The organism is Ensifer sp. CCNWLY38 (assembly GCF_037120565.1).
GTDB classification, from domain to species: domain Bacteria; phylum Pseudomonadota; class Alphaproteobacteria; order Rhizobiales; family Rhizobiaceae; genus Ensifer; species Ensifer adhaerens_H.
In genome coordinates, this window is sequence record NZ_JBBBBO010000003.1 from 247,868 (window position 1) to 268,847 (window position 20,980).

A 20,980-nucleotide genomic window follows, 5' to 3' on the forward strand; every position below is an offset into this window, starting at 1 on the left:
CGCCGCCGCCGGTTGTTTGCGCCACGTCAAAGACAAGGGCCATTCGCCGCCACAAACAGGCTCCATGAACAGGACCTTCCGCCCGTCCCAGGGCTTTGCAACGCTTCAGGATTTTGTCGATACGCTCGAGCGCGAGGGCGACCTGAAGCGTATCTCACGGCCGGTTTCGCTGGTGCATGAAGTGACCGAGATCCACCGCCGCGTGCTTGCGGACGACGGGCCGGCACTTCTTTTCGAACAGCCGGTTGATGCATCTGGCGCCGTGCAGCCGATCCCGCTTCTCACCAATCTCTTCGGGTCGGAACGTCGGATCGAACGTGGTTTCGGCCTGATGCCGGGAGGGCTCGATGCGCTTGCCGCCGAACTGGCGGAACTGCGCGACCCCAGAGCGCCGCAGTCCCTGCGCGATGCCTGGGACCGGCTGCCTCTGTTGAGATCGGCGATGTATATGCGGCCGCGAAAGGTAGCGCGCGCACTCTGCCAGGAGGTCGTCTGGCGTGATCAGGAAATCGACCTCGGGCGCCTGCCGGTCCAATGGTGCTGGCCGGGCGAGCCTGCGCCGCTCATCACCTGGCCGCTGGTGATCACGCGCGCGCCGGACGATCCGCTGGATGTCAATGTCGGTATTTATCGCATGCAGGTGCTCGGCCCCGATCGTGCGATCGTGCGCTGGCTCGCGCACCGCGGCGGCGCCCGCCACCACCGTTTGTGGCAACGGCTGGGTCAGGATATGCCGATCGCGGTCGTCATCGGCGCCGACCCGGCAACGATCCTCGCCGCGGTCATGCCGCTTCCGGACGGACTGAGCGAACTGAATTTCTCGGGACTGCTCAGACGCGGCAGGACGCAGCTTGTGAAGGCGAAGACCGTGCCGCTTTCGGTGCCGGCCAATGCGGAGATCGTGCTGGAGGGTGCCGTTTCGGCCGTCGAAACGGCGGAGGAGGGCCCCTATGGCGACCACACCGGCTACTATAATTCGGTCGAGTCGTTCCCGGTCATGCGCCTGTCGGCGATCACCATGCGCCGGAACCCGCTCTATCTTTCGACCTATACCGGCCGGCCGCCGGACGAGCCCTCGCGGCTCGGCGAAGCGATGAACAGGCTGTTCGTACCGCTGGTTCGCAAGCAGTTTCCGGAGATATCCGATCTCTGGCTGCCGCCCGAAGCCTGTTCCTACAGGGCGATGGTCGTCTCGATCGACAAGCGTTATCCGGGGCAGGCCAAACGCGTGATGATGGGGCTTTGGTCGATGCTGCCGCAGTTCAGCTACACCAAGCTGATCATCGCCGTCGACCCGGATATCGATGTGCGCAACTGGTCCGATGTGATGTGGGCTTTGGCGACTCGTTTCGATGCCAGCCGCGACGTGACGGTGATCGAGGGTACGCCGATCGACTATCTCGACTTCGCCTCGCCGCGCTCTGGCCTCGGCGGCAAGCTCGGGCTCGACGCCACCAACAAGATCGGCACCGAAACCGATCGTGAATGGGGGCGGGTCCTCGAAATGTCGCCAGAGGTTACTCGTCAGGTGGATGCGATCTGGGCCGGTCTCGGGCTTGGAGGGCCGACGCGATGACCAGAATGAAAATCGTCCTCGGTGTTACCGGCGCTTCCGGTGCCGCGATTGCCGTGCGCATCGCCGAGCGGCTTGGCGATATCGACAGCGTCGAGCTGCACCTCGTTCTGTCGCCGGCGGCACACCGCACACTCGCGCACGAGGTTGGCGCGGAGGCGCTTCCGTCGCTGTTACGTAGGGCTACCCGAACCTATGACCACGCCGACATCGGGGCGGCAATTGCGAGCGGGTCGTTTTCGACGGCGGGCATGATCGTGGCGCCGTGCTCCATGCGTACGCTCGCGGCGATCTCCGCCGGCATGGCTGACAATCTCGTGGTTCGCGCGGCCGACGTGCATCTGAAGGAGCGCCGCAGGCTGATACTGATGGCGCGTGAGACGCCGCTGCATCTCGGCCACCTGCGCAACATGTGCGCCGTCACGGAAATGGGGGCGATCATCATGCCGCCCGTACCGGCCTTCTACCATCGACCTGAAACCGTCGACGCCATCGTCGACCATCTGGCCGCGCGCGCGATCGACCTCCTGGCGCTGCCGATCCCCCCGCTGGCGAGGGCCTGGCAGGGCGAGGGCTAGATCACTTCATTGTTTCATCGAAACACTGAAGTGATCTAAGTATTTGAAATTACGCAATTCCGGACGGAAAACCGTTTCACACTTTTCCTGGAATTGCTCTAGTCGAAGGCACCAGCCTGGAGCAGCGGATCGGCGCCGAAGAGGACCTCATGCCCGCCGAGCAGCAGCCAGACGGCAATCGCAACGGTGGCAAAGGCGGCGATGATCATCACGGGATCGGCGCGCAAATGGGTTTCGCCCCTGATGATTGCGGCGAAGGGCCAGACCGATGTGCCCTTCGAGGCCGCTTGCCAGCCCCCACCGAGACGGCGGCGGGCGCGCTTTTCGAGCATGAAGAAACCGCCGACGGAAAACAGCGCGAAGCCGCCGAAAAGTACCAGCGAGCGCAGGTCCCCATTGGGCACGATATGACCGGCGGCCCAGAGCAGGAAGCCCCAGAGCACTGGATGCCGGGTGATCGTCACGATGGCGCCGGGCCGGTCGTTCCCCTGATAGATGGAGACGGACAAAGCGTTCTCGCTGAAGAGGCCCGCCAGCACGAGAAAGATGCCTGATGGCGCCAGCACGAAGGTCACCCACGCCTGCCACGCGGCCGGTTCCCAGAGCGGGATGAAATCGAGCTGCAGCGCTGCGTGAAAGACGAAGCCGAGAGCGAGCAGCGACAGAAGCGAGTAGACCGCGAAATAGGTCGAGCGGCCGAGCCGGTCGATCAGGCCTTGGCGCAGCGCCGGCCAGGCCGGCACGAGATGGAGCAGGAGGAAGACGGCGAAGGCGAGAAGAAAATAGGTCATGTCGATCGCCTCACGCATGGCGCCAGAGAAGCAGGCGCTCCGTTGCCACATGGCGACGAACGGTTTCGAAGAAGGCCCGCAACATATAGCCGATCGCATCCCAGCTGAGCGCTGCCCTGTCATCGAGAACGGCCTTCAGCACGCGCACCAGTTCGACGGCTGCCCGATCGTCCTGGTCGTGTTCGGCGCGCAGTCGGGCGATCAAGGCGTCGCGATCGTCGGTCTCGCGCTGGTCCTCGACCGCCGGAAACAGGATCATTTCCTCCAGCGCGTGGACGCGCCTGAGCTTTTCCGGCAGTTCGGTCATGATCATCCGGCAGCTTGTCAGGTCGATGCGGCGCGGAATGGAATCGGCGAGCGTCTCGAGGCGATCGCACAGCGAAAGAAGCTCGCGGTAAGCCTGTCCCAGCTCGTGGTGTTCCGAAAATTGCTGCTGCATCGATCTGCTCCGTTGAGTGTCGTGTTTGAACTACACCCGACGGCAACGGTCCTCTTTGACATTTCTCAAAGTCTGCGGCGTGACCGTTCACGGCTCGGACGCTTGTCTCGCGCGATACGAACAAGGTGTGTGTGTGTGCGGCACGCGTTGGCGACGGCGTCCTTGTCACCTCAATCAGATTGTGACTTGGAGTTTGCAAGCCCGGAACACGGCCGCGGCCTTTGGCCAGGCTTGGCTCCGTCGCCGTCATTCACGGACGCGGTGTCAATCGATCAAGCCATGCAGTCAGTCTTGATCTTTCGCGGACCAAACCATTCTGATTGAAGTGGTGAACGCAAAAATGCGCCCATGAGTCCTCGTAGGCCATGTCTATACCCCCGGTGACCGCGGTCGTGCCTAGCCCGATCTCTGCGTAGGTAAACTCGAAACTGCCACTCGGACGCGCCATCGCAATGTGGAACGGTTGACCAGTAAACTCGTTAATCATCGGCCGACCGGTGCTGCGCATGACGCCGGGTATCTCTACTCTGGCGGTTCTGAGTTCCAGGTCCGCTTCAAGATGAATCGGCAGGAACAATGTTTCGCAAAATTCCGAGCATGTGGACGCGAACACGGAGAACAGATTGCTGAGTGGTTCGCCTGCTTCGCCCGAGATGATCGCTTCAAGCGCGCTCCGTTGCGCTTGATCCGCACGCTCGTCGATAACGATCAGGCGCTGGCCGTTTCCATCCTTGATTTCACCTGGCCACTTGTACATCGCCGCCCAGTTCAGGCCCGCTATCGGCGTATCGCCAAAGTAGCCTTCCACAATCTTGCCGACGAAAGCCGACTGACAATAGCCGTGGGTGCTCGGCAGGTTGAACTGGCAGCCGCAGTTCATGGCGCAATTGCAGTTATCGTAAGTCTCGCTCTTGAATAGCCATTGGTCGATCATACCCCGATCCTCCCCTATTCCGTGAGAGAGGGCAGCTCGTCAGGCTGAACTCTTCTGCATCGCTCCGCGCCCGCGACACGCGCCCATTTTGGATGCGGAAGAAACCGAAGCTGAGCAGTGCTGACATGTGGCTTCAACCGCGAGGCTCGAACTCCGATTATAACATGACTCGGAAGGGCCGCTCACCGCTCCAAAAGCGGACTCTGACAAGCCGTCCGCGAGCGTGGTTAGGAGTCCACTCCCTTACTGCATGTCTCCTTGAATCGATCTCGATTTAAGGACAAAGACATGCAGAAAATCAAAGTGCTACAGCGACCTTTGCGCGTCTGATAAGACGCGCGGCGCTGTAGGTCCAGGCAGCTGGCGCCGCGGAAGACTTCGCGCCTTAGCGATCGAGGAAGAGAACGATGGCGATCGCAACGGAGGAGAGGATCGCCGACAGCGTCGCGCCGCGCTGAAGCACGCCCATACGATAAAGCACCAGGGCGAAGACGATGATGATGGGGGTGGCGACGGAAAGGCCGATCTGTGCGTCTGTCATCGGAAGGCTCCTTTGTTTCCCGCCAATAGCCCCGCCCCCTGCCGCCTTCTTTGCTCAATCGCAAAGACAGGGTGGGCGCCCGTGCCTAGCTCAAGCCTCAAGTTTTTTGACGGAGGCGCTGACATGGATGCGCGCAGTCATCCGATTGCCGCGACGGCGGAAGAGGACACGACGGACACACTGCTGCTCTGGGTGCTCGTCTGGAGCGAACTTGCCGCCTTCGGCATTCTGCTTGCCGGTTTTCTGCTTGTCGGTCTCGTCCAGCCGGACGCGCTTGTTGCCGCCCGTTTGCATCTCGATCCGCTGCTTGCCGGTATCAACACGCTTGTTCTTCTGACCAGCGGCTGGCAGGCGGCCCTGGCGACAAGGCCGCGGGCGTCGCTCGGGCAGCGCCGGCGGGCGCTGGTGAATGCCGCGCTTATCGGCTTTGCCTTCGTGGCGATCAAGCTCTTCGAATACAGTACGGAGGCGGGCGTCGCCGGCGATCCTGCATTCGGCTCCTTCTTCGAACTTTATTTCCTCGTCACCGGTTTCCATCTGCTGCACGTCGTCTTCGGTGCCTTTGTGCTGCTCATCGTTGCGTGGCGCCCGGCATCCGGCAACGTCACCCTGATCACCACGCTGTGGCATGTGATCGATCTCGTCTGGATCGTGATGTTTCCGCTCGTCTATCTCGTGTGAGTGCCATGACCGACCGAAATCCCCGACAATTGTTCAACACCTGGCTCGTGCTCGCCGTGGTCGTGCTCGCGGGCATGGCGTTGATGGCGATCGTCGGGCCGACGGCCTCCGTCATCGCGCTCTTGCTCGGGCTCGCCGTTGTCAAATGCCGGTTCGTTGCGCTCGATTTCATGGGGCTCAGGCAGGCGCCGTCCGCCCTTCGCTTAGGCCTTTTGATTTGGCCCGTAACGCTCGTCCTGCTCGCCGCAGCGAAGCTGGTGTTGAGCACCGTTCTCTTCATCTGAGCTCACCCGCCGACTTGTTTGCCGAAACGCAAAGAAGCCGCCGCCGATTTCCCTAGACATGGGTTCGCCCCGGTTGTTGCAGGTGTCGCAAATTCCGACGCCACACGGGGAGGGGATCAGATCAGCCGGCCGCGCTCTTCGCGGCCAACTGAAATCGAAAGGACCACGTGATGGCAGAACGCCTCACCAAAACCGGGGCCCGTAACGTCTTTTACGGCGGGTCCTTCTTTTTCTTCGCAATCTTCGTGGGGCTGACAGCCCACAGCCACTACTACATGCGGACGACCTCGACGGATGAGACGACGCTGACCGATGCGGTCGCACGCGGCAAACACGTCTGGGAAAAGAACTCCTGTATCAACTGCCACACATTGTTGGGCGAAGGCGCCTACTTCGCGCCCGAGCTCGGCAATGTCTGGAAGCGCTTCGGCGGCGAGGCCGATCGAGACGGCGCCCGCGAAACGCTCAAAGCCTGGATGGCTGCCCAGCCTACCGGCATCGAGGGGCGGCGGCAGATGCCGCAGTTCAACCTCACCGAACAGGAACTCAACGACCTCGCCGACTTCCTGGAATGGACGAGCCGCATCAAGACCCAGGACTGGCCGCCGAACGAGGCGGGTTAAGCGAACCGATTGGAGTGTGACACCATGAAATACCAAACCCAGAAGGTCGCGATGCTCTACTTCTACGGAGCGCTCGGCCTGTTTCTCGCCCAGGTGCTGTTCGGCGTGCTTGCCGGCACCATCTATGTCCTACCCAATACGCTCTCCGAGCTGCTGCCCTTCAATATCGTGCGCATGGTCCACACCAACGCGCTGATCGTCTGGCTGCTCATGGGCTTCATGGGCGCGACCTATTACCTGCTGCCGGAAGAGGCGGAAACCGAACTCTACAGCACGAAGATCGCCATTGCGCAGTTCTGGATCTTCCTGATCGCCGCGGCCGTCGCCGTCGTCGGCTACCTCCTGCACATTCATGAGGGGCGCGAATTCCTCGAACAGCCCTTCGCGATCAAGGTGGGAATCGTCATCGTCGCGCTGATGTTCCTCTACAACATCACGCTGACGGTGCTGAAAGGCCGCAAGACGACCGTTACCAACATCCTGATCTTCGGGCTCTGGGGCGTGGCGATCTTCTTCCTTTTCGCCTTCTACAACCCGATCAACCTGGCACTCGACAAGATGTACTGGTGGTACGTCGTCCACCTCTGGGTCGAAGGCGTCTGGGAACTGATCATGGCATCGGTGCTCGCCTTCCTGATGATCAAGCTCAACGGTATCGATCGCGAAGTCGTCGAGAAGTGGCTCTATGTCATCGTCGGCCTGGCGCTCTTCTCCGGTATTCTCGGCACGGGCCACCACTATTACTGGATCGGTGCGCCGGGCTACTGGCAGTGGATCGGTTCGCTATTCTCGACGCTCGAAGTGGCCCCCTTCTTCACCATGGTGATCTTCACCTTCGTGATGACCTGGAAGGCCGGCCGCAAGCATCCGAATCGCGCAGCCCTCCTCTGGTCGATCGGTTGCTCGGTCATGGCCTTCTTCGGTGCCGGCGTCTGGGGCTTCCTGCACACGCTGTCTTCGGTGAACTACTACACCCACGGCACGCAGGTGACCGCGGCCCACGGACACCTCGCCTTCTTCGGCGCCTATGTGATGCTGAACCTGGCGGTCATGGCCTATGCCATCCCGGAGATCCGCGGCCGCGCGCCCTATAACCAGTGGCTGTCGATGGTGAGCTTCTGGACCATGTGCACCGCCATGTCGGTCATGACCTTCGCGCTCACCTTCGCCGGTGTCCTCCAGGCGCACCTGCAGCGGGTGCTCGGCGAAAGCTACATGGACGTCCAGGACCAGCTCGCGCTGTTCTACTGGATCCGCCTCGGCTCCGGTGCCGTCGTGCTGATCTCGGCGCTGATGTTCATCTGGGCGGTTCTCGTCCCCGGCCGCGAGCGCAGCGCGAAGCTCGCCGGCGTCGTCCAGCCTGCCGAATGACCTATCGGCCGGCGCGGTTTGCCGCGCCGGCACCCCCAAGAAATCCCACCATGGAGACCTGCCATGAGCCCTGTCCAAACCGCCGCCAGTCGCGCGGCGCTCGATATTCCCGCCTATAGTCCCTCCGGTAATGAGTGCGCGCTTTTCGAAAGCGCCTGGGTGCGGCAACTGCCGCTGCTCCTCAAGGGACCGACCGGTTGCGGCAAGACCCGTTTCGTCAGCCACATGGCAGCGAAGCTAGGCTTGCCGCTTTCGACTGTTTCCTGCCACGACGATCTTGCCGCCGCCGACCTCACCGGCCGCTATCTCCTGAAGGGCGGTGATACCGTCTGGGTCGACGGCCCCCTGACCCGCGCCGTGCGCAATGGCGGCGTCTGCTACCTCGACGAGATCGTCGAGGCCCGCAAGGACGTGGCCGTCGTGCTGCATCCGCTGACCGACGACCGCCGCATGCTGCCGCTGGAGCGCACCGGCGAACTGCTCGAAGCACCGTCGAGCTTCATGCTGATCGTTTCCTACAATCCCGGCTACCAGAACCTGCTCAAGAGCCTGAAGCCCAGCACAAGGCAACGTTTCGTGGCGATCGAATTCGACTTCCTGCCGCGGAACGAGGAGATATCAGTCGTTTCCCAGGAGAGCGGATTGCTGGAGAGCCAGGTGGCGCCACTCGTCAACCTCGCGCAGCGGCTGCGTGCGCTTAAGGGGCATGACCTGGAAGAAGGCGTGTCGACCCGGCTGCTCGTCTACTGCGCCTCGCTGATCGATGCCGGCATGCCGGTCAAGGATGCGGTGCGGGCAGCGATGATCGAGCCGCTCACCGACGAGCCGGATGTGCGTGCAGCACTTCTCGAAGTGGCCGGTTCGCTGATCGCCTGAGGTGGACCATGCTTGATTTCCTCGAGCTCGAAGAGACCGTCGGACGGGCCTGGCACCGCTTCGTCGGCAATACCAGAACCTGGCGGCGCTATCCGGAACAGGCGGTGAAGCTCGCCGACATGATGCCGGTGCTCGCCGTATGCTTTCGCGGTCACGGCGGTGAGGCTGCGGTGCAGATCGTGCCGGCCCGCGGTCGCACGTCGGGCCATCGCTTGCGGTGGCGGCAGCGCATGGGGCTCGGCGAAGAGAAGCTCGTCCAGCCGGCGCGCGACCACGCGTCGCTGATGCTGCCGGGCGAGATCGACATCTTTCCGACGAAAGACCTGAACCGGGATCTCTATCACTGGCTCGTCGCCTATATGGCGACGATGCCCGTCAACCCCATCGACGAAACCGATCCGCTCCGTCGCGACCTGGCGCTGGTATCGCGCGCCCAGGAAACGGTCGAGGAAGTCTTCCAGCGGTTCCCCGGTCTCCGGCGGCGCTATCGGCGCCTGGCCGAGGCGACGCTTGCTGAGCGGCAGCGGGGCGCGCTGCCATCGATCGAGCAACATCTCGAAAATCGTATCCTGCGCCTATTGCGCAAGGTCGCAGGTGAAGCGGATGCGACGCTGCCGGTGATCTTCCCGCATCGTGCGCCGCCCGGTTACCTGCCGATGCTGCCGATGCCGCTCTGGCCGGACACGCTGCTGCGCACCGAAACGACAACCACGCGCGACGAGGATGTCGCCGCGACGCCGGGCACTCAAAGTGCGGTTGCTGAAGTCGAACGCCACGTCGCCGTGCGCGAAAACCCTGAGAACCGTAAAGGGGAGCGCAGCCCGTTCATTCTCAACCGGTTCGAGAAGATCCTCGCCATGGCCGAGATGGTCAATGTCGACCGCCCCGGCGACGACAGCGACGACCATGACAGCAAGGCGGCCGAGGAACTCGACGACATGACGCTCGGCGAGCGTAAGGGACGCCCCTCGGCGCGCTTCCGCTTCGATCTCGACCTGCCGCCGGAAGCCGTCGATGCGACGCCATTGACGGCCGAGCTTACTTATCCGGAGTGGAACTACCGGACCGGACAATACCTCAAGGACCATTGCCGGGTGCTGGCGACGCCTGCCTCGGCCCAGGAAGAGCGGACCGAGCTCACGGAGGAAAGCAAGAGCCTCATCCGCCGGGTGCGGCGCCAGTTCGAAGTGCTGCGCCCGCGGCACGAGATGCTGCGCGCGCAACTCGACGGCGCCGATCTCGATCTCGATGCGGTCGTGCGCGCCCGCACCGATCTCGCTGCCGGCGGCCAGGGCAGCGACCGCATCCATCTGATGAGCCGGCCGCAGGTGCACGATCTGGCGGTGACGATCCTCGTCGACGTGTCGCTGTCGACCGATTCCTGGTCCGACAACCGGCGGGTGCTCGACGTCGAGAAGGAGGCGCTGCTCATTCTTGCGCACGGGCTGTCGGCCTGCGGCGACAACCACTCGATCCTGACGTTTACCTCGCGACGGCGCGACTGGGTGCGGGTCGAAACGGTGAAGGCCTTCAACGAGGCGATGGGACCCCTGGTCGAGGCGCGCATCGCGGCGCTCAAACCCGGCTACTACACCCGCATCGGCGCTGCGATCCGCCATGCCTCGGCCGAGCTTAGCCGGCAACCGAACCGCAAGAAGCTTCTGCTGGTACTGACCGACGGCAAGCCCAACGACATCGACCATTACGAGGGGCGCTTCGCGCTCGAAGACAGCCGCCGCGCGGTCACGGAAGCGCGGCGCAGCGGCATCAACACCTTTGCCGTCACCGTCGACCGCGAGGCGAAGTCCTATGTGCCTGCCATGTTCGGCCAGAACGGCTACGCCGTCGTCGGCAACATCTCGCGCCTGCCCGCGGCACTGCCGGCGATCTACCGCAATCTGGTGGGATAGTGGAGGTGGTAGTCAACCGAGAAGAAAAGAAGGCCCGGCAATCGCCGGGCCTTTTGCGTTCAAGACGGGATAAGATCGCTCAAGCCGCCTTGCCATGTACCCTCTGGGACTCGTCGATATAGGCATCGAAGGCGGCCGCCACCGCGCGGATGACGAAGCGGTGTTCGGGGCGGACCGTGATGACGCCATCAGCGATATCGATCACCCCATCCTGCTGCAGTTCGGCCAATTTGCCGTTGCCGTCGACGAGCGTTCGCCAGGCCTGGCCATGCGCCGTGGCGATCGTGGAAATATCCGCGCTGAAATCGCACATCAGCCGTTCGATGATCGCGGCGCGCAAACGGTCCTCGTCGGTCAGCCGGTAGCCCTTGGTTGTTGCGAGCCGGCCCGAGGCGATCCGGCTGGCGTAGAGACCGGGCGGTACCTCGTTCTGCACGTACCCATCGCGCGAACGGCCGATCGCCGAGGCGCCGAAACCGATCAGCGTCTCGCAATTGTCGGTCGTGTAGCCCTGGAAGTTGCGGCGAAGCCGTCCGGTCGCCTGGGCGGTGACGAGATCGTCGTCAGGCAAGGCGAAGTGGTCGAGGCCGATCTGACGGTAGCCGGCCTTGCATAGCGCTTCGCTGATCGCCATTGCCTGTTCGGCGCGGGCCGCACTGTCGGGCAGCGCTTTCTCGTCGATCATGCGCTGGTGCTTCTTGAAGCTTGGCACATGGGCGTAGCCGAAAACGGCGAACCGTTCCGGGCGCATTGCCACGGCCGCCTCGACCGTCTCGACGCAGGAGCGAACCGTCTGATGCGGCAGGCCGTAGATCAGGTCGAAATTGATCCCGCCGATGCCGGCGTCGCGCAGGTGGCTGGCGGCTTCGGCCGTCTGCTTCTCGCTCTGAATGCGGTTGATCGCCTTCTGCACGACGGGATCGAAGCTTTGCACGCCGAGGCTTGCGCGCCTGACGCCGCCTTCGCCGAGCGCCTCGGCCATGGCGAGCGTCAGCCGGCGCGGATCGATCTCGACGGCGACGTTGGCCGACGGCGAAAGCGCGAAGCGCTCGCGCATCAGGGTCATCAGCGCCAGGAATTCGCGCGGCTCGATGATCGTGGGCGTACCGCCGCCGAAGTGCACTTCCGCGACCGGCAGCGGCCGGCCGATGGTATCGGCGACCATGCGGATCTCGTCTCTCAGCACATCGAGATAATCGAGGATCGGATCGTCCTTCTTGGTGATCGTCGTGTGGCAGCCGCAGTACCAGCACATGGAGCGACAGAACGGGATGTGCAGATAGAGCGACACGGCCTCACCCCTAGGGATCGCCTTCAGCCAGTCGCCGTAGGTGTGGTCGTCGACCGCCGCGGCAAAGCGTGGTGCGGTGGGGTAACTCGTGTAGCGCGGCAGGCGCATTTCACCGTATTTCAGGAGCGCGGAAGCTAACATTTCGTCCTCATCTGGGTGGCGATGGATGCACCTTTCTAGGCTTCGCGGCCCGGCAACTCTTTGCGAAAAGTCAAGGACGGGCGTGGTCTCGGCCAAACCGGGATTTGTTTGCGCTTCGACAAAATGTCGCGGCGCCGCCGTCGCTAGATTGCGGAAATCCGGGGCGTGTGCGCCGGCGTTTCCCGGACCATCATCAAACGACGGCGCCTAGAGCGGATGACCATGACCATTGCAGAGACCGACAAGCCCTTCATCGATGTGCGGACCATTCCGCCGGTGGAGCGCCATCCGAAAATCTTCGGCATGCTGAATGCGCTTGCCGAGGGTGGCGCCTTCATCATCATCAACGATCACGATCCGCGTCCGCTGCACTACCAGCTGGAAACGCGCTATCCGGGCGAGTTCACCTGGGAGTACCTTGAGCAGGGGCCGACTGTCTGGCGCGTCGAAATCGGCCGACAGCAGTCCTCCGGCTGCGATTGCTGCTGCGGCGGGCACTGAGCCCCCGGTGCGCCTCAAGAGCGGGATCGGGAAAAGTGTGTGCGGTTTTCCGCTCACATCCCGCCCCAACTTACGAGAATCGATCACGTTTTTGGTTTTTGGTCGGCTCGACCAAAACCATCGTGATCTACGGATGAATCGCCATGTTCGCAGCCACGCTATCCCGCTGGACGATGTCCTATTTTGCGGCCGCGCTGATCTTTCTCGTCCTTGGCGAGATCATGATGGTTCTCGGCTACGGCTACCCGGTCTCAGCCCTTGAGGCGCCCGAAACGCTGGCGCTCGTGCATGTCGTCGTCTTGGGCTGGTTGAGCCTGTTGATGACCGGTGCGCTGCTGCAGTTCGTGCCGGTGCTCGTCGGCCAGCCGCTTTCCTTCCCGAGCGTAGCGCTGCCGGCCCTCCTGTTCCTCATCGCAGGCATCGCCGGTCTGACATTTGGCTTCGTCAGCCTGTCCGGCGCGATAGATCTTCCGGTGACGCTCCTTCCTATCGGCGCTGCCTTCTCAATTGTCGGCCTCTCGGCGCTTGGCTTTGCTTTCACAGCCACGCTCTGGCATGCGCGTCCCCTGCCGCTCCCGGCCCGCTTCGTCGCGGTCGGTCTTGCAGCGCTCTTCGGCACGATGCTGCTCGGCGGCGTCTATGCCGGCGTGCTCTCCGGGTTTGTCGATGCGGAGAGCGCAATCGATCTAACGATCGAAGGCGTCTCGCTACATGCTTCCCTGGGCCTCTGTGGCTGGTTGAGCTTCACCACCATGGGCGTCAGCTACAGGCTCTTGACCATGTTCATGCTGTCGCCGGACAAGGAGCAGACAAGCAGTCGTCTGGTCTTCGGGCTTGGCGCCCTTTGCCTCGGCCTTTTGGCAGCGGAGGTGCCTGTCATTCTCGTGGGTGCGCTCAGTCGTACGCCGCTTCTGCTTCTCGCTGTCGGTTCCGGCGCCGCCGTGGTGGCGATCTATATCGGCGATATCCTGCGCATTTACCGGGAGCGTCGCCGCAAGGCGATCGAGCTCAACAGCCGCGCCAGCATCGGCGCCTTCGCGTCGCTGATCGCCGCGACTGCGCTCTTCGTCGCGCTGCTCGCGGTCGGCCGTCTCGACGCTGGTTCGGGTGCCGTCATCTATCTCGTCGCCTTCGGCTGGCTGACGGGCATGGGGCTCGCCCAGCTCTACAAGATCGTGCCGTTCATGACCTGGCTCGAATGCTACGGGCCGGCGCTTGGGCGTAGGCCGACGCCGCGGGTTCAGGATCTCGTCGTAGAGGTCTCGGCCCTTCGCTGGTTTCGGCTCTATTATCTGACGGTAGCGCTCGGTACTCTGGCCCTGCTGATCGGTAGTGCCGTCCTCTTTCGCTTTGCGAGCCTCGGCCAATTGATTGCCGTCAATGCGCTCATCCTGGAGTTCGTGCAAACACGGCGACTGATCAACGTTCCGGCCGAACTTCGATTGCCTGACGGACTAGTTCGACCAGGCCTGTTTCTGCCATCCATTCCTCACGGAGGTTCCCATGAGCCAAGATCCCTATGAACTCGATGTCCGGCCGCTGTTGCGCGGTGGCAGCGACCCGTTCCAGGCCATCATGAAAGCCGTCGACAGTCTGGCGCCGGGCCAGGCGCTGAAGCTGATTGCGACCTTCCGGCCCGTTCCGCTCTACAGCGTCATGGCCGGACGTGGTTTCACCCATCAGGACCGCCCGCTCGACAATGGCGACTGGGAGGTTCTGTTCACGCCCGAAGGCGAGGTCGAGGAAATCAGGCTCTCGGCCGGCGAAACGGATTTGGACACCTGGCCCGACCCGAGCCGCCAGCTTGATCTCACCGACCTCGATCCGCCCGATCCGATGGTGCGCATTCTGGCGACGGCCGAGAAGATGACGGAGGGCGAAGTGCTGTTCGCCTTGCTCGCGCGCGAGCCGCTGTTCCTCTATCCGGAGCTCGCCAAACGCGGCCACAAATGGGCCGGCAATTTCGATGCGACCGGCGAGACCTACCGCATCCTTGTTCGCATTGGCGGGAGGCAATCTCATGTCGGCGCCTGAAACACTGGACCTCGAAGCGAAGATCCGCGATGCGCTGCGCATCATCATCGATCCCGAAATGGGCAAGAACGTCGTTGATCTCGGCCTGATCTATGACATCGACGTCCAGGAGGGCGGCATCGCCCGCGTCACCATGACGACGACGATCAAGGGCTGCCCGGCGACGGCCTTCCTCAAGGAGGCGGTGCAGAACTGCGTCTGGTATGTGCCAGGCGTCGAATATGCCGAAGTGCGCCTGACCTACGAGCCGCCGTGGACGCCTGAGATGATGGTCGACGGCCTGGTCGAATTGACGCACGGCAGCATCTTCTGAGAGTTGTCTTGCGACAAACAAAAGGCGCCGCTGATGCGGCGCCTTTCTTCTTTGGGTTCGAACCTGCCGTCAGGATGACGCGCGGGGTGAACGACGATCGCACACCAGCATTGGTCCGTATTCAAGCGTGAACAGCGCGAAGGCGGCAATCCACAAACCGCCGGATAGCGCGATCAGGTGCTGGTAGTGTGCGGGCAGCACCTCTGCGAGCGGCCGGATCAGCGCCGCGGCGATGATGGCGACATAGGAGCTGCTGGTGAGTGCTGAACCCACCAGCGGCCGTCCGGTGTGGCCACGGCTGGCGCGCGTCATGACGGCAAGCATCATCGACGCAATCACGCCGACGGTCAGCACATGCATGACCGGGTATTCGCTCAGGAGCTCGATCGCTCCGGCCGCGACCGCCAGGAAGCCAAGCGGCACGAAGGCGTAGGCTGCGTGCAGCACGAAGAGCAGCTTCTCCGGCCAGGTCGCCAATCCGCGCCAGCGGAACAGCCGCACCGTATGGAAGGCGCAGGCGATGAGCGCGATTGCCGCCGTGACGATGTGAATGGGCGCAAAGGTCCAGGCCGCAAGCGCCGCAACACCGATCAGGATCGCCGCGGTGTCGAAACGGTTATAGGGCACCGGGAAATTTGTGCGCCCGACCTTGTTCAGCCAGTTGCGCGTGAAGCTCGGCACGATACGTCCGCCAACGATCATGATCAGCATGGTGTAGGCGCCGATCGCCAGCCGCGCCGCGGCATCGACGTCGAGGTCGCTGAGAACCGAAAGGTGAAAGCAGATATTGGCGGCAGACAGGAGCACCAGCCCGCCGATGACTTTCAGATCCTTCCATTTGCGACCGACGATCACCTCGCGCGCGCAGATCAGCAGGAGCACCGGCAGAAACAACGCTTCGATACCGGCCGCGACCGGCAGGCCGATCAAACCGCTCGATAGCAGAGCAATCCGGCCGACCACCCAGAGCCCGAAGAGGGCGGCGAGCGGACTGCCGGAGACCGGCAGCCTTCCCGTCCAGTTCGGGATCGCCGTCAACAGGAAGCCGCCGAGCACGGCGGAGGAGAAGCCGAACAGCATCTCATGCGCGTGCCAGTGGGCGGCGCCGTAGTTGCCGGCAAGGTCTAGCCCGAAAACCAGTGCCGAGATCCACAGCACCATGGCGCCGATCGCCCAGAGGGCGGCACCGAGAAAGAACGGCCGGAAGCCATAGGAGAAGAGCACCGGTCCGGTGGTGGAGAGTCCGCGCGGAATGCCGCCGCTCGGTTTCGGTCTTATGAGTCTGTCCAACATGATCGTGGTCCTCGTCGTGCGTGCTTGCGGACTTGCGGATGAGGCTTGATCTATCAATGGCTTCAGAGGGGCTCTTTGCGAAAACGCAAGTATCGCGGCCCCGCTCCGCCAGGTGTGTTCATGCGGGGGCAAAGAAAAACGATCGCCTCGAAACGATTTGTTCCAAGACAAAGACGCGATTCGTCTGTGGTTCTATTTCTTTTGTGACTGCTGGGGGACCGGTGGTCGAGACCGGAGGTGAGGCCGCCCAAGTCGGCGTCGCCCACCCTAACTCGTTGAATACAGGCGCGTTTCGCAGAAGGCCAATTCCGGCCGCTGGAGCGCGTCGAAGGAGAGCAAGATGACTGAACAACTTCAGATGACCCGCCGGACGATGCTTGCCGGCGCTGCCCTGGCGGGCGCGGTTGCGCCGCTTCTCCATACCGCTTCGGCACAGGCGGCCGGCGCCGCCACGGCAGCGGGTGCTGTCCCCGTCGACATCTCGACCCTGCCGCGCGTGAAGGTCGATCTCGTCAAGCCGCCTTTCGTCCACGCCCATGAACAGGTCGCCAAGACCGGACCGCGCGTCGTCGAGTTCACCATGACGATCGAGGAAAAGAAGCTGGTGATCGACCGCGAGGGCACCGAGATCCACGCGATGACCTTCAACGGCTCGGTGCCTGGCCCGCTGTTGGTCGTGCATGAGAACGACTATGTCGAGCTCCGGCTGATCAACCCGGCGACGAACACGCTGCTGCACAACATCGACTTCCACGCCGCAACCGGCGCGCTGGGCGGTGGTGCGCTGACGCAGGTCAACCCGGGCGAGGAAACCACGCTTCGCTTCAAGGCCACCAAGCCCGGCGTCTTCGTCTACCATTGCGCGCCCGAAGGCATGGTGCCCTGGCACGTCACCTCGGGCATGAACGGCGCCATCATAGTGCTGCCGCGCGAGGGCCTGAAGGACGAGAAGGGTCAGCCGCTGACCTATGACAAGATCTACTATGTCGGCGAGCAGGATTTCTACGTGCCGAAGGACGAGGCCGGGAACTACAAGAAGTACGAAACCCCCGGTGATGCCTATGAAGATGCGGTGAAGGCGATGCGCACGCTGACCCCGACCCACATCGTCTTCAACGGCGCGGTCGGCGCACTGACCGGCGACAACGCTCTGACAGCGGCTGTGGGTGAGCGCGTGCTCGTCGTCCATTCGCAGGCCAACCGCGATACACGGCCGCACCTGATCGGTGGGCATGGGGACTATGTCTGGGCGACCGGCAAGTTCCGCAACCCGCCGGACCTCGACCAGGAAACCTGGCTCATTCCGGGCGGAACCGCGGGCGCTGCCTTCTACACCTTCCGCCAGCCGGGTGTGTACGCCTATGTCAACCACAACCTGATCGAAGCGTTCGAACTGGGCGCTGCCGGCCACTTCAAGGTCACCGGCGATTGGAACGACGACCTCATGACTTCGGTCGTCAAGCCGGCGTCGATGTAGACGGCTGAAGCAAGGTGATTGCGGGGCCGCGACCTGCGCGACCCCACACGCGAACGAAGGCACGCGCTCGTCAGCGCGTGCCCTTTCCCCGGAGACCTCCCATGACCAGCAACAAGAAATCTGCGGTTTCGCTCCTCTCGCTCGCAGCCCCGGCCGTCCTTTTGGCCGCAATCGGTGGCGTGCTTTCGGCGAAGGTGGGGCTGTTCGACGATCTCCAGGACGGCGTCGACCTGTCGATCAGGCCACCGGTGACCGTGACGATCGCACCGCGTCAAATGAGCTATCGGGCGGAGGGACACTTCCTGAAGAACGGCTTTGCCGTCGATGCGCCCATCGTCGTTGCTGCGCTCGAGCAGCCGCTCGAGATCATGAAGTACCAGGTGACGCGCCAGGACTTTGATCGCTGCATCGCCGACGGCGCCTGCCAGCAGCCGGAGGGCGGTCACGGCGCGGCCCTGTCGGGCGTGCCGATGACCGGGGTCAACTATACCGACGCGAACGACTATGCGGCGTGGCTGACCAAGAAGACCGGCGAGGTCTGGCGCCTGCCGACCGACCAGCAATGGGCCTTTGCCGCCGGCTCCAAGTTTCCTGACGATGCGCTCGGGATCGACGGCAGCAAGGACAATCCGGCGCTGCGTTGGTTGGCGGACTACGAGCGCGAGGCGAGCCGGCAGCGGGCGAAGGACCCGCTGCCGCAGCCTTCGGGCGCTTTCGGCGAGAACGAGTACGGCGTTGCCGACCTGGACGGCAATGTCTGGGAATGGACAGAGACCTGCCACCGCCGCGTCACGATCGGCGACGATGGCGAGGTTTTGAAGGAGGCGCCCGCCTGCGGCATCTTCGTCGTCAACGGCAAGCACCGGGCGTCGATGAGCTTCTTCATCCGTGATCCGAAAAGCGGCGGCTGCGCCGTCGGCGTGCCGCCCGATAATCTCGGCTTCCGGTTGGTGCGCGACGGCCGCTGGTATTCGGGCTTTCTCTATGCCTTCGAACGCCGGCTCCAGGGCGCCGGGTGACATGGCGCAGCCAGGGGACCCGCTGGGGCTCGCACCTCTCAACCGGCGCAAGGTCCAATACATGCTTTTGCCCCTAGATCGTCACCGATCTAGGGGCAAAAGCATGTGGCAATCGCGGTGCTATGACGTCCTTTGCACATCTGACAGGACGTGCGGCGCCGTGGTCCTTTTGCAGGGTTCCGGGCTGTGCTAGAGCAGAGCAACTCAAACGGCAGGATGTAGGGCCAAAGTGGCTGCACTCGATCGCACACTCGTCAAATCGCTCCCTCTGTTCCAGAAGATGAGCGACCAGGAACTGGATTCGCTGCTGACGCGCGCCACCGTGCGGCGCGTTCCGCAGAACGAAGCCGTGTTCGAACAGGGTGCGCAGGCAGACTTCTTCTTCCTGCTTCTGCACGGCCGGCTGAAGGTGACCCAGGTCACCAAAGATGGGCAGCAGATCATCGTCCGGGTCGTCAATCCCGGCGACCTCTTCGGCTTTGCCCGTGCGCTGCAGCGCAGCGACTATCCGGGAACGGCGACGGCGGCGACCGAGAGTCTCGTTCTCGCCTGGCCGACGGAACTCTGGAACGTCTTCGTCGAGAAGAACCCCCACCTCGCCGTCAACGCCATGCATACGATCGGGCAGCGTCTCGACGAGGCGCATACCCGCATCCGCGAAATGTCGACGGAAGAGGTCGAGCGCCGCGTCGCGCATACGGTGCTGCGGCTCGCCGAACAGGCCGGTAAACCCGACGGCGGCGGCATCCGCATCGACTTCCCGATCTCGCGCCAGGATATCGCCGAGATGACCGGAACGACGCTGCACACGGTCTCGCGCATCCTCAGCGCCTGGGAAGGGCAGGGTCTCGTCCAGGGCGGGCGGCAGAAGCTGACGCTCAAGGACATTCCAGGCCTGCGGCGCTTGGCGGAACGGATTGGCAGCTAGAGCGGCTGGCCGTACACCAGCGGGCGATCCTGCGACGTTCTTCTACAAGTGCATCGCATGACGCCATTCACTTGCGCGTGACGCGCTATTGAGAACCCACCCCGCCAATCGCAAGTTTGCACAATGTCGACGGGAAGGGATCGTAGATCACGGTTTACAGTGAGTCAGGTCTACTTTGGAGCGACGATCCCGGGATAGAAGTCACCGTCGCCGCCTTCGTAGTCCCCGCTGTAACCGCCACCGCCGGTTTGGGAGCATGCGGCGAGGCTGAGAACCATTGCCAACAAGATTGTAGCGCGCATTTATTCTACCTATTTCAGTTGATCGTTCACGACAGGGCTGTCGAAATTCCGTCCTATCATGTGGGGGATTAACCGATATCGGGCAATCCCAATGGCAAGATTTTGCTACAGCGCCGCGCGTCTTATCAGACGCGCAAAGGTCGCTGTAGCACTTTGATTTTCTGCATGTCTTTGTCCTTAAATCGAAGTCGATTTAAGGAGACATGCAGTAGGGTTTTTTGGCCCGAACAGCGTAGCGATGCTGGGACTGCCGTGCCAGACCCTTGAAGACATTCCAGTTCCTGGCCTGGGTGCGATGGATCTCGCGGAGGTCCCGGTCGACGGTGATGTCGACGAAGCCGACCTCCCGCAACAGTTCGACGACGGCCTCGGCGCGGGCGCCCTCTGAGAAATGCACGCGGGAGAGAATGCTGCGATGCGTCGCCATCATCTGCGGTGAGCCGGTCGGCGTTTCCGCCTTGAAGAGGCCGAGGCGCTGTCCCCAGGCGCTGAGCTTTGAGAACAGCCGCTCGAGCGCTGTGGTGTTCACAAAGTCGCCATCGACGATCAGCAGCACCCCGCCGGGCTTCAGGACACGCAGCCATTCGGCAAAGGCTGCGGCCGGATCGACGAGCGTCCACACCAGGTGCCGGTTGACGATCACATCGTAATGGCCGTCGGGCTCCATGGTATTTTCGGCGTCGCCGAGGGCGAAGCGGATGGAGCGGCCACGCTTGCGGGCCTTTTCGCGAGCGCGCTCGAGCATGGGTTCGGCCCAATCCAGGCCCTGCACCTTGAAGCCGAGTTCGTCGAGCAGATGCGAGATGACGCCCGTCCCACTTGCAAGGTCCAGCGCGGCGCGGCCGGCGCCTGGTCCGAGGTGGCGTAGAAACAACGCGTGCCAGGCCGCGCGCTCCTCCTCCGAGAAGATCTCGTGTCCCGGCGACAGATCGAAAGTTGCAGCGCGCTCCGACCAGTAGGCCTTGATCTCGTCCCGCAGGTTGTAGTTCTGCCGATCCGTTACATCGCTCATGTCGGTACCGCCGCCTCTGTTTGGAGGCGTTCTAAAAGATAAATGTTGACTAATAAAGTCATGAAACA

Annotated in this window: 22 protein-coding genes; 15 read left to right on the forward strand and 7 right to left on the reverse strand. The window is 63.0% G+C overall.

The features are described from left to right. Positions 1 to 64 precede the first annotated feature (64 nt). Together V7S54_RS08235 and V7S54_RS08240 are read left to right on the forward strand one after the other, a co-directional pair. Positions 65 to 1,576 carry a UbiD family decarboxylase gene (locus V7S54_RS08235; protein WP_336408187.1) on the forward strand — a complete coding sequence of 504 codons (1,512 nt, stop codon included), beginning with the start codon at positions 65 to 67 and terminating at the stop codon, positions 1,574 to 1,576. Next, positions 1,573 to 2,151 carry a UbiX family flavin prenyltransferase gene (locus tag V7S54_RS08240; RefSeq protein ID WP_336408188.1) on the forward strand — a complete coding sequence of 193 codons (579 nt, stop codon included), beginning with the start codon at positions 1,573 to 1,575 and terminating at the stop codon, positions 2,149 to 2,151. The genes V7S54_RS08235 and V7S54_RS08240 overlap by 4 nt, the downstream gene beginning before the upstream one ends. Positions 2,152 to 2,249: 98 nt before the next feature. Here the strand turns inward: V7S54_RS08240 and V7S54_RS08245 are convergent, their stop codons facing one another. The 4 genes from V7S54_RS08245 to V7S54_RS08260 all read right to left on the reverse strand — a co-directional run bounded on the left by V7S54_RS08245 (position 2,250) and on the right by V7S54_RS08260 (position 4,856). Further along, complete coding sequence (locus V7S54_RS08245) at positions 2,250 to 2,942, reverse strand: NnrU family protein (RefSeq protein WP_336408189.1); 693 nt, start codon at positions 2,940 to 2,942, stop codon at positions 2,250 to 2,252. A 10-nt stretch (positions 2,943 to 2,952) separates the two neighbouring features. Then, positions 2,953 to 3,381, reverse strand: coding sequence for a hemerythrin domain-containing protein (locus V7S54_RS08250; RefSeq protein WP_336408190.1), 429 nt, complete (start codon positions 3,379 to 3,381; stop codon positions 2,953 to 2,955). Positions 3,382 to 3,631: 250 nt separating this feature from the next. Beyond that, positions 3,632 to 4,315 carry a DUF1326 domain-containing protein gene (locus tag V7S54_RS08255; RefSeq protein ID WP_336408191.1) on the reverse strand — a complete coding sequence of 228 codons (684 nt, stop codon included), beginning with the start codon at positions 4,313 to 4,315 and terminating at the stop codon, positions 3,632 to 3,634. 385 nt (positions 4,316 to 4,700) lie between these two features. Continuing rightward, positions 4,701 to 4,856: a hypothetical protein gene (locus V7S54_RS08260; protein ID WP_089044838.1), complete on the reverse strand. Its 156-nt coding sequence runs from the start codon at positions 4,854 to 4,856 to the stop codon at positions 4,701 to 4,703. A 123-nt stretch (positions 4,857 to 4,979) separates the two neighbouring features. On the opposite strand from V7S54_RS08260, the gene V7S54_RS08265 reads away from it, so the two are divergent. The 6 genes from V7S54_RS08265 (at position 4,980) to V7S54_RS08290 (ending at position 10,601) form a co-directional block, all read left to right on the forward strand. Continuing rightward, positions 4,980 to 5,537, forward strand: coding sequence for a cytochrome c oxidase subunit 3 (locus V7S54_RS08265; RefSeq protein WP_336408192.1), 558 nt, complete (start codon positions 4,980 to 4,982; stop codon positions 5,535 to 5,537). Positions 5,538 to 5,542: 5 nt separating this feature from the next. Continuing rightward, on the forward strand, positions 5,543 to 5,821 hold the full coding sequence (locus V7S54_RS08270) for a cytochrome C oxidase subunit IV family protein (RefSeq protein WP_336408193.1): 279 nt from the start codon (positions 5,543 to 5,545) through the stop codon (positions 5,819 to 5,821). 170 nt (positions 5,822 to 5,991) lie between these two features. Then, positions 5,992 to 6,444: a c-type cytochrome gene (locus tag V7S54_RS08275; protein WP_065373342.1), complete on the forward strand. Its 453-nt coding sequence runs from the start codon at positions 5,992 to 5,994 to the stop codon at positions 6,442 to 6,444. A 24-nt stretch (positions 6,445 to 6,468) separates the two neighbouring features. Next, positions 6,469 to 7,815 (forward strand): nitric-oxide reductase large subunit, encoded by a 1,347-nt coding sequence (locus V7S54_RS08280; RefSeq protein WP_058322846.1) that lies wholly within the window; start codon positions 6,469 to 6,471, stop codon positions 7,813 to 7,815. 63 nt (positions 7,816 to 7,878) lie between these two features. Then, the gene (locus V7S54_RS08285; RefSeq protein ID WP_336408194.1) at positions 7,879 to 8,691 is read left to right on the forward strand and encodes a CbbQ/NirQ/NorQ/GpvN family protein; all 813 of its coding nucleotides are present in this window, start codon (positions 7,879 to 7,881) and stop codon (positions 8,689 to 8,691) included. An 8-nt stretch (positions 8,692 to 8,699) separates the two neighbouring features. After that, positions 8,700 to 10,601, forward strand: coding sequence for a nitric oxide reductase activation protein NorD (locus V7S54_RS08290; protein WP_336408195.1), 1,902 nt, complete (start codon positions 8,700 to 8,702; stop codon positions 10,599 to 10,601). A 79-nt stretch (positions 10,602 to 10,680) separates the two neighbouring features. On the opposite strand, the gene hemN is transcribed toward V7S54_RS08290, so the two are convergent. Continuing rightward, positions 10,681 to 12,033, reverse strand: a complete 1,353-nt coding sequence (gene hemN / locus V7S54_RS08295; RefSeq protein WP_336408196.1) for an oxygen-independent coproporphyrinogen III oxidase — start codon at positions 12,031 to 12,033, stop codon at positions 10,681 to 10,683. A 222-nt stretch (positions 12,034 to 12,255) separates the two neighbouring features. Between hemN and V7S54_RS08300 the strand changes: the two genes are divergently transcribed. The 4 genes from V7S54_RS08300 (at position 12,256) to V7S54_RS08315 (ending at position 14,881) form a co-directional block, all read left to right on the forward strand. Continuing rightward, positions 12,256 to 12,534 (forward strand): DUF2249 domain-containing protein, encoded by a 279-nt coding sequence (locus tag V7S54_RS08300; protein WP_275025714.1) that lies wholly within the window; start codon positions 12,256 to 12,258, stop codon positions 12,532 to 12,534. 143 nt (positions 12,535 to 12,677) lie between these two features. Further along, positions 12,678 to 14,057 (forward strand): hypothetical protein, encoded by a 1,380-nt coding sequence (locus V7S54_RS08305; RefSeq protein ID WP_336408197.1) that lies wholly within the window; start codon positions 12,678 to 12,680, stop codon positions 14,055 to 14,057. Next, positions 14,038 to 14,568 (forward strand): DUF2249 domain-containing protein, encoded by a 531-nt coding sequence (locus V7S54_RS08310; protein WP_336408198.1) that lies wholly within the window; start codon positions 14,038 to 14,040, stop codon positions 14,566 to 14,568. The genes V7S54_RS08305 and V7S54_RS08310 overlap by 20 nt, the downstream gene beginning before the upstream one ends. Further along, positions 14,555 to 14,881 carry a metal-sulfur cluster assembly factor gene (locus V7S54_RS08315; RefSeq protein ID WP_065373336.1) on the forward strand — a complete coding sequence of 109 codons (327 nt, stop codon included), beginning with the start codon at positions 14,555 to 14,557 and terminating at the stop codon, positions 14,879 to 14,881. Before V7S54_RS08310 ends, V7S54_RS08315 begins: the two co-directional genes overlap by 14 nt. Positions 14,882 to 14,950: 69 nt before the next feature. Here V7S54_RS08315 and V7S54_RS08320 read toward each other — a convergent pair whose 3' ends face one another. Beyond that, complete coding sequence (locus V7S54_RS08320; RefSeq protein ID WP_065373335.1) at positions 14,951 to 16,174, reverse strand: NnrS family protein; 1,224 nt, start codon at positions 16,172 to 16,174, stop codon at positions 14,951 to 14,953. A gap of 340 nt (positions 16,175 to 16,514) precedes the next feature. Between V7S54_RS08320 and nirK the strand changes: the two genes are divergently transcribed. The 3 genes from nirK to V7S54_RS08335 all read left to right on the forward strand — a co-directional run bounded on the left by nirK (position 16,515) and on the right by V7S54_RS08335 (position 19,598). Continuing rightward, positions 16,515 to 17,651: a copper-containing nitrite reductase gene (nirK, locus tag V7S54_RS08325; RefSeq protein ID WP_336408199.1), complete on the forward strand. Its 1,137-nt coding sequence runs from the start codon at positions 16,515 to 16,517 to the stop codon at positions 17,649 to 17,651. 101 nt (positions 17,652 to 17,752) lie between these two features. Then, on the forward strand, positions 17,753 to 18,670 hold the full coding sequence (locus tag V7S54_RS08330; protein WP_336408200.1) for an SUMF1/EgtB/PvdO family nonheme iron enzyme: 918 nt from the start codon (positions 17,753 to 17,755) through the stop codon (positions 18,668 to 18,670). Between the two features lie 229 nt (positions 18,671 to 18,899). After that, positions 18,900 to 19,598 (forward strand): Crp/Fnr family transcriptional regulator, encoded by a 699-nt coding sequence (locus V7S54_RS08335; RefSeq protein WP_065373332.1) that lies wholly within the window; start codon positions 18,900 to 18,902, stop codon positions 19,596 to 19,598. Positions 19,599 to 20,093: 495 nt separating this feature from the next. Here the strand turns inward: V7S54_RS08335 and V7S54_RS08340 are convergent, their stop codons facing one another. Next, complete coding sequence (locus tag V7S54_RS08340) at positions 20,094 to 20,912, reverse strand: class I SAM-dependent methyltransferase (protein WP_065373331.1); 819 nt, start codon at positions 20,910 to 20,912, stop codon at positions 20,094 to 20,096. Positions 20,913 to 20,980: the final 68 nt, after the last annotated feature.

Bases quoted from the DNA above. Each gene is read 5' to 3' on its own strand.
- V7S54_RS08290 (WP_336408195.1), top strand. From the start codon at position 8,700: ATGCTTGATTTCCTCGAGCTCGAAGAGACCGTCGGACGGGCCTGGCAC.
- V7S54_RS08340 (WP_065373331.1), bottom strand. From the start codon at position 20,912: ATGAGCGATGTAACGGATCGGCAGAACTACAACCTGCGGGACGAGATC.
- V7S54_RS08235 (WP_336408187.1), top strand. From the start codon at position 65: ATGAACAGGACCTTCCGCCCGTCCCAGGGCTTTGCAACGCTTCAGGAT.
- V7S54_RS08300 (WP_275025714.1), top strand. From the start codon at position 12,256: ATGACCATTGCAGAGACCGACAAGCCCTTCATCGATGTGCGGACCATT.
- V7S54_RS08250 (WP_336408190.1), bottom strand. From the start codon at position 3,381: ATGCAGCAGCAATTTTCGGAACACCACGAGCTGGGACAGGCTTACCGC.
- V7S54_RS08255 (WP_336408191.1), bottom strand. From the start codon at position 4,315: ATGATCGACCAATGGCTATTCAAGAGCGAGACTTACGATAACTGCAAT.
- V7S54_RS08265 (WP_336408192.1), top strand. From the start codon at position 4,980: ATGGATGCGCGCAGTCATCCGATTGCCGCGACGGCGGAAGAGGACACG.
- V7S54_RS08285 (WP_336408194.1), top strand. From the start codon at position 7,879: ATGAGCCCTGTCCAAACCGCCGCCAGTCGCGCGGCGCTCGATATTCCC.
- V7S54_RS08305 (WP_336408197.1), top strand. From the start codon at position 12,678: ATGTTCGCAGCCACGCTATCCCGCTGGACGATGTCCTATTTTGCGGCC.
- V7S54_RS08275 (WP_065373342.1), top strand. From the start codon at position 5,992: ATGGCAGAACGCCTCACCAAAACCGGGGCCCGTAACGTCTTTTACGGC.
- V7S54_RS08330 (WP_336408200.1), top strand. From the start codon at position 17,753: ATGACCAGCAACAAGAAATCTGCGGTTTCGCTCCTCTCGCTCGCAGCC.
- V7S54_RS08280 (WP_058322846.1), top strand. From the start codon at position 6,469: ATGAAATACCAAACCCAGAAGGTCGCGATGCTCTACTTCTACGGAGCG.
- V7S54_RS08270 (WP_336408193.1), top strand. From the start codon at position 5,543: ATGACCGACCGAAATCCCCGACAATTGTTCAACACCTGGCTCGTGCTC.
- V7S54_RS08315 (WP_065373336.1), top strand. From the start codon at position 14,555: ATGTCGGCGCCTGAAACACTGGACCTCGAAGCGAAGATCCGCGATGCG.
- nirK (WP_336408199.1), top strand. From the start codon at position 16,515: ATGACTGAACAACTTCAGATGACCCGCCGGACGATGCTTGCCGGCGCT.
- V7S54_RS08240 (WP_336408188.1), top strand. From the start codon at position 1,573: ATGACCAGAATGAAAATCGTCCTCGGTGTTACCGGCGCTTCCGGTGCC.
- V7S54_RS08320 (WP_065373335.1), bottom strand. From the start codon at position 16,174: ATGTTGGACAGACTCATAAGACCGAAACCGAGCGGCGGCATTCCGCGC.
- hemN (WP_336408196.1), bottom strand. From the start codon at position 12,033: ATGTTAGCTTCCGCGCTCCTGAAATACGGTGAAATGCGCCTGCCGCGC.
- V7S54_RS08245 (WP_336408189.1), bottom strand. From the start codon at position 2,942: ATGACCTATTTTCTTCTCGCCTTCGCCGTCTTCCTCCTGCTCCATCTC.
- V7S54_RS08310 (WP_336408198.1), top strand. From the start codon at position 14,038: ATGAGCCAAGATCCCTATGAACTCGATGTCCGGCCGCTGTTGCGCGGT.
- V7S54_RS08260 (WP_089044838.1), bottom strand. From the start codon at position 4,856: ATGACAGACGCACAGATCGGCCTTTCCGTCGCCACCCCCATCATCATC.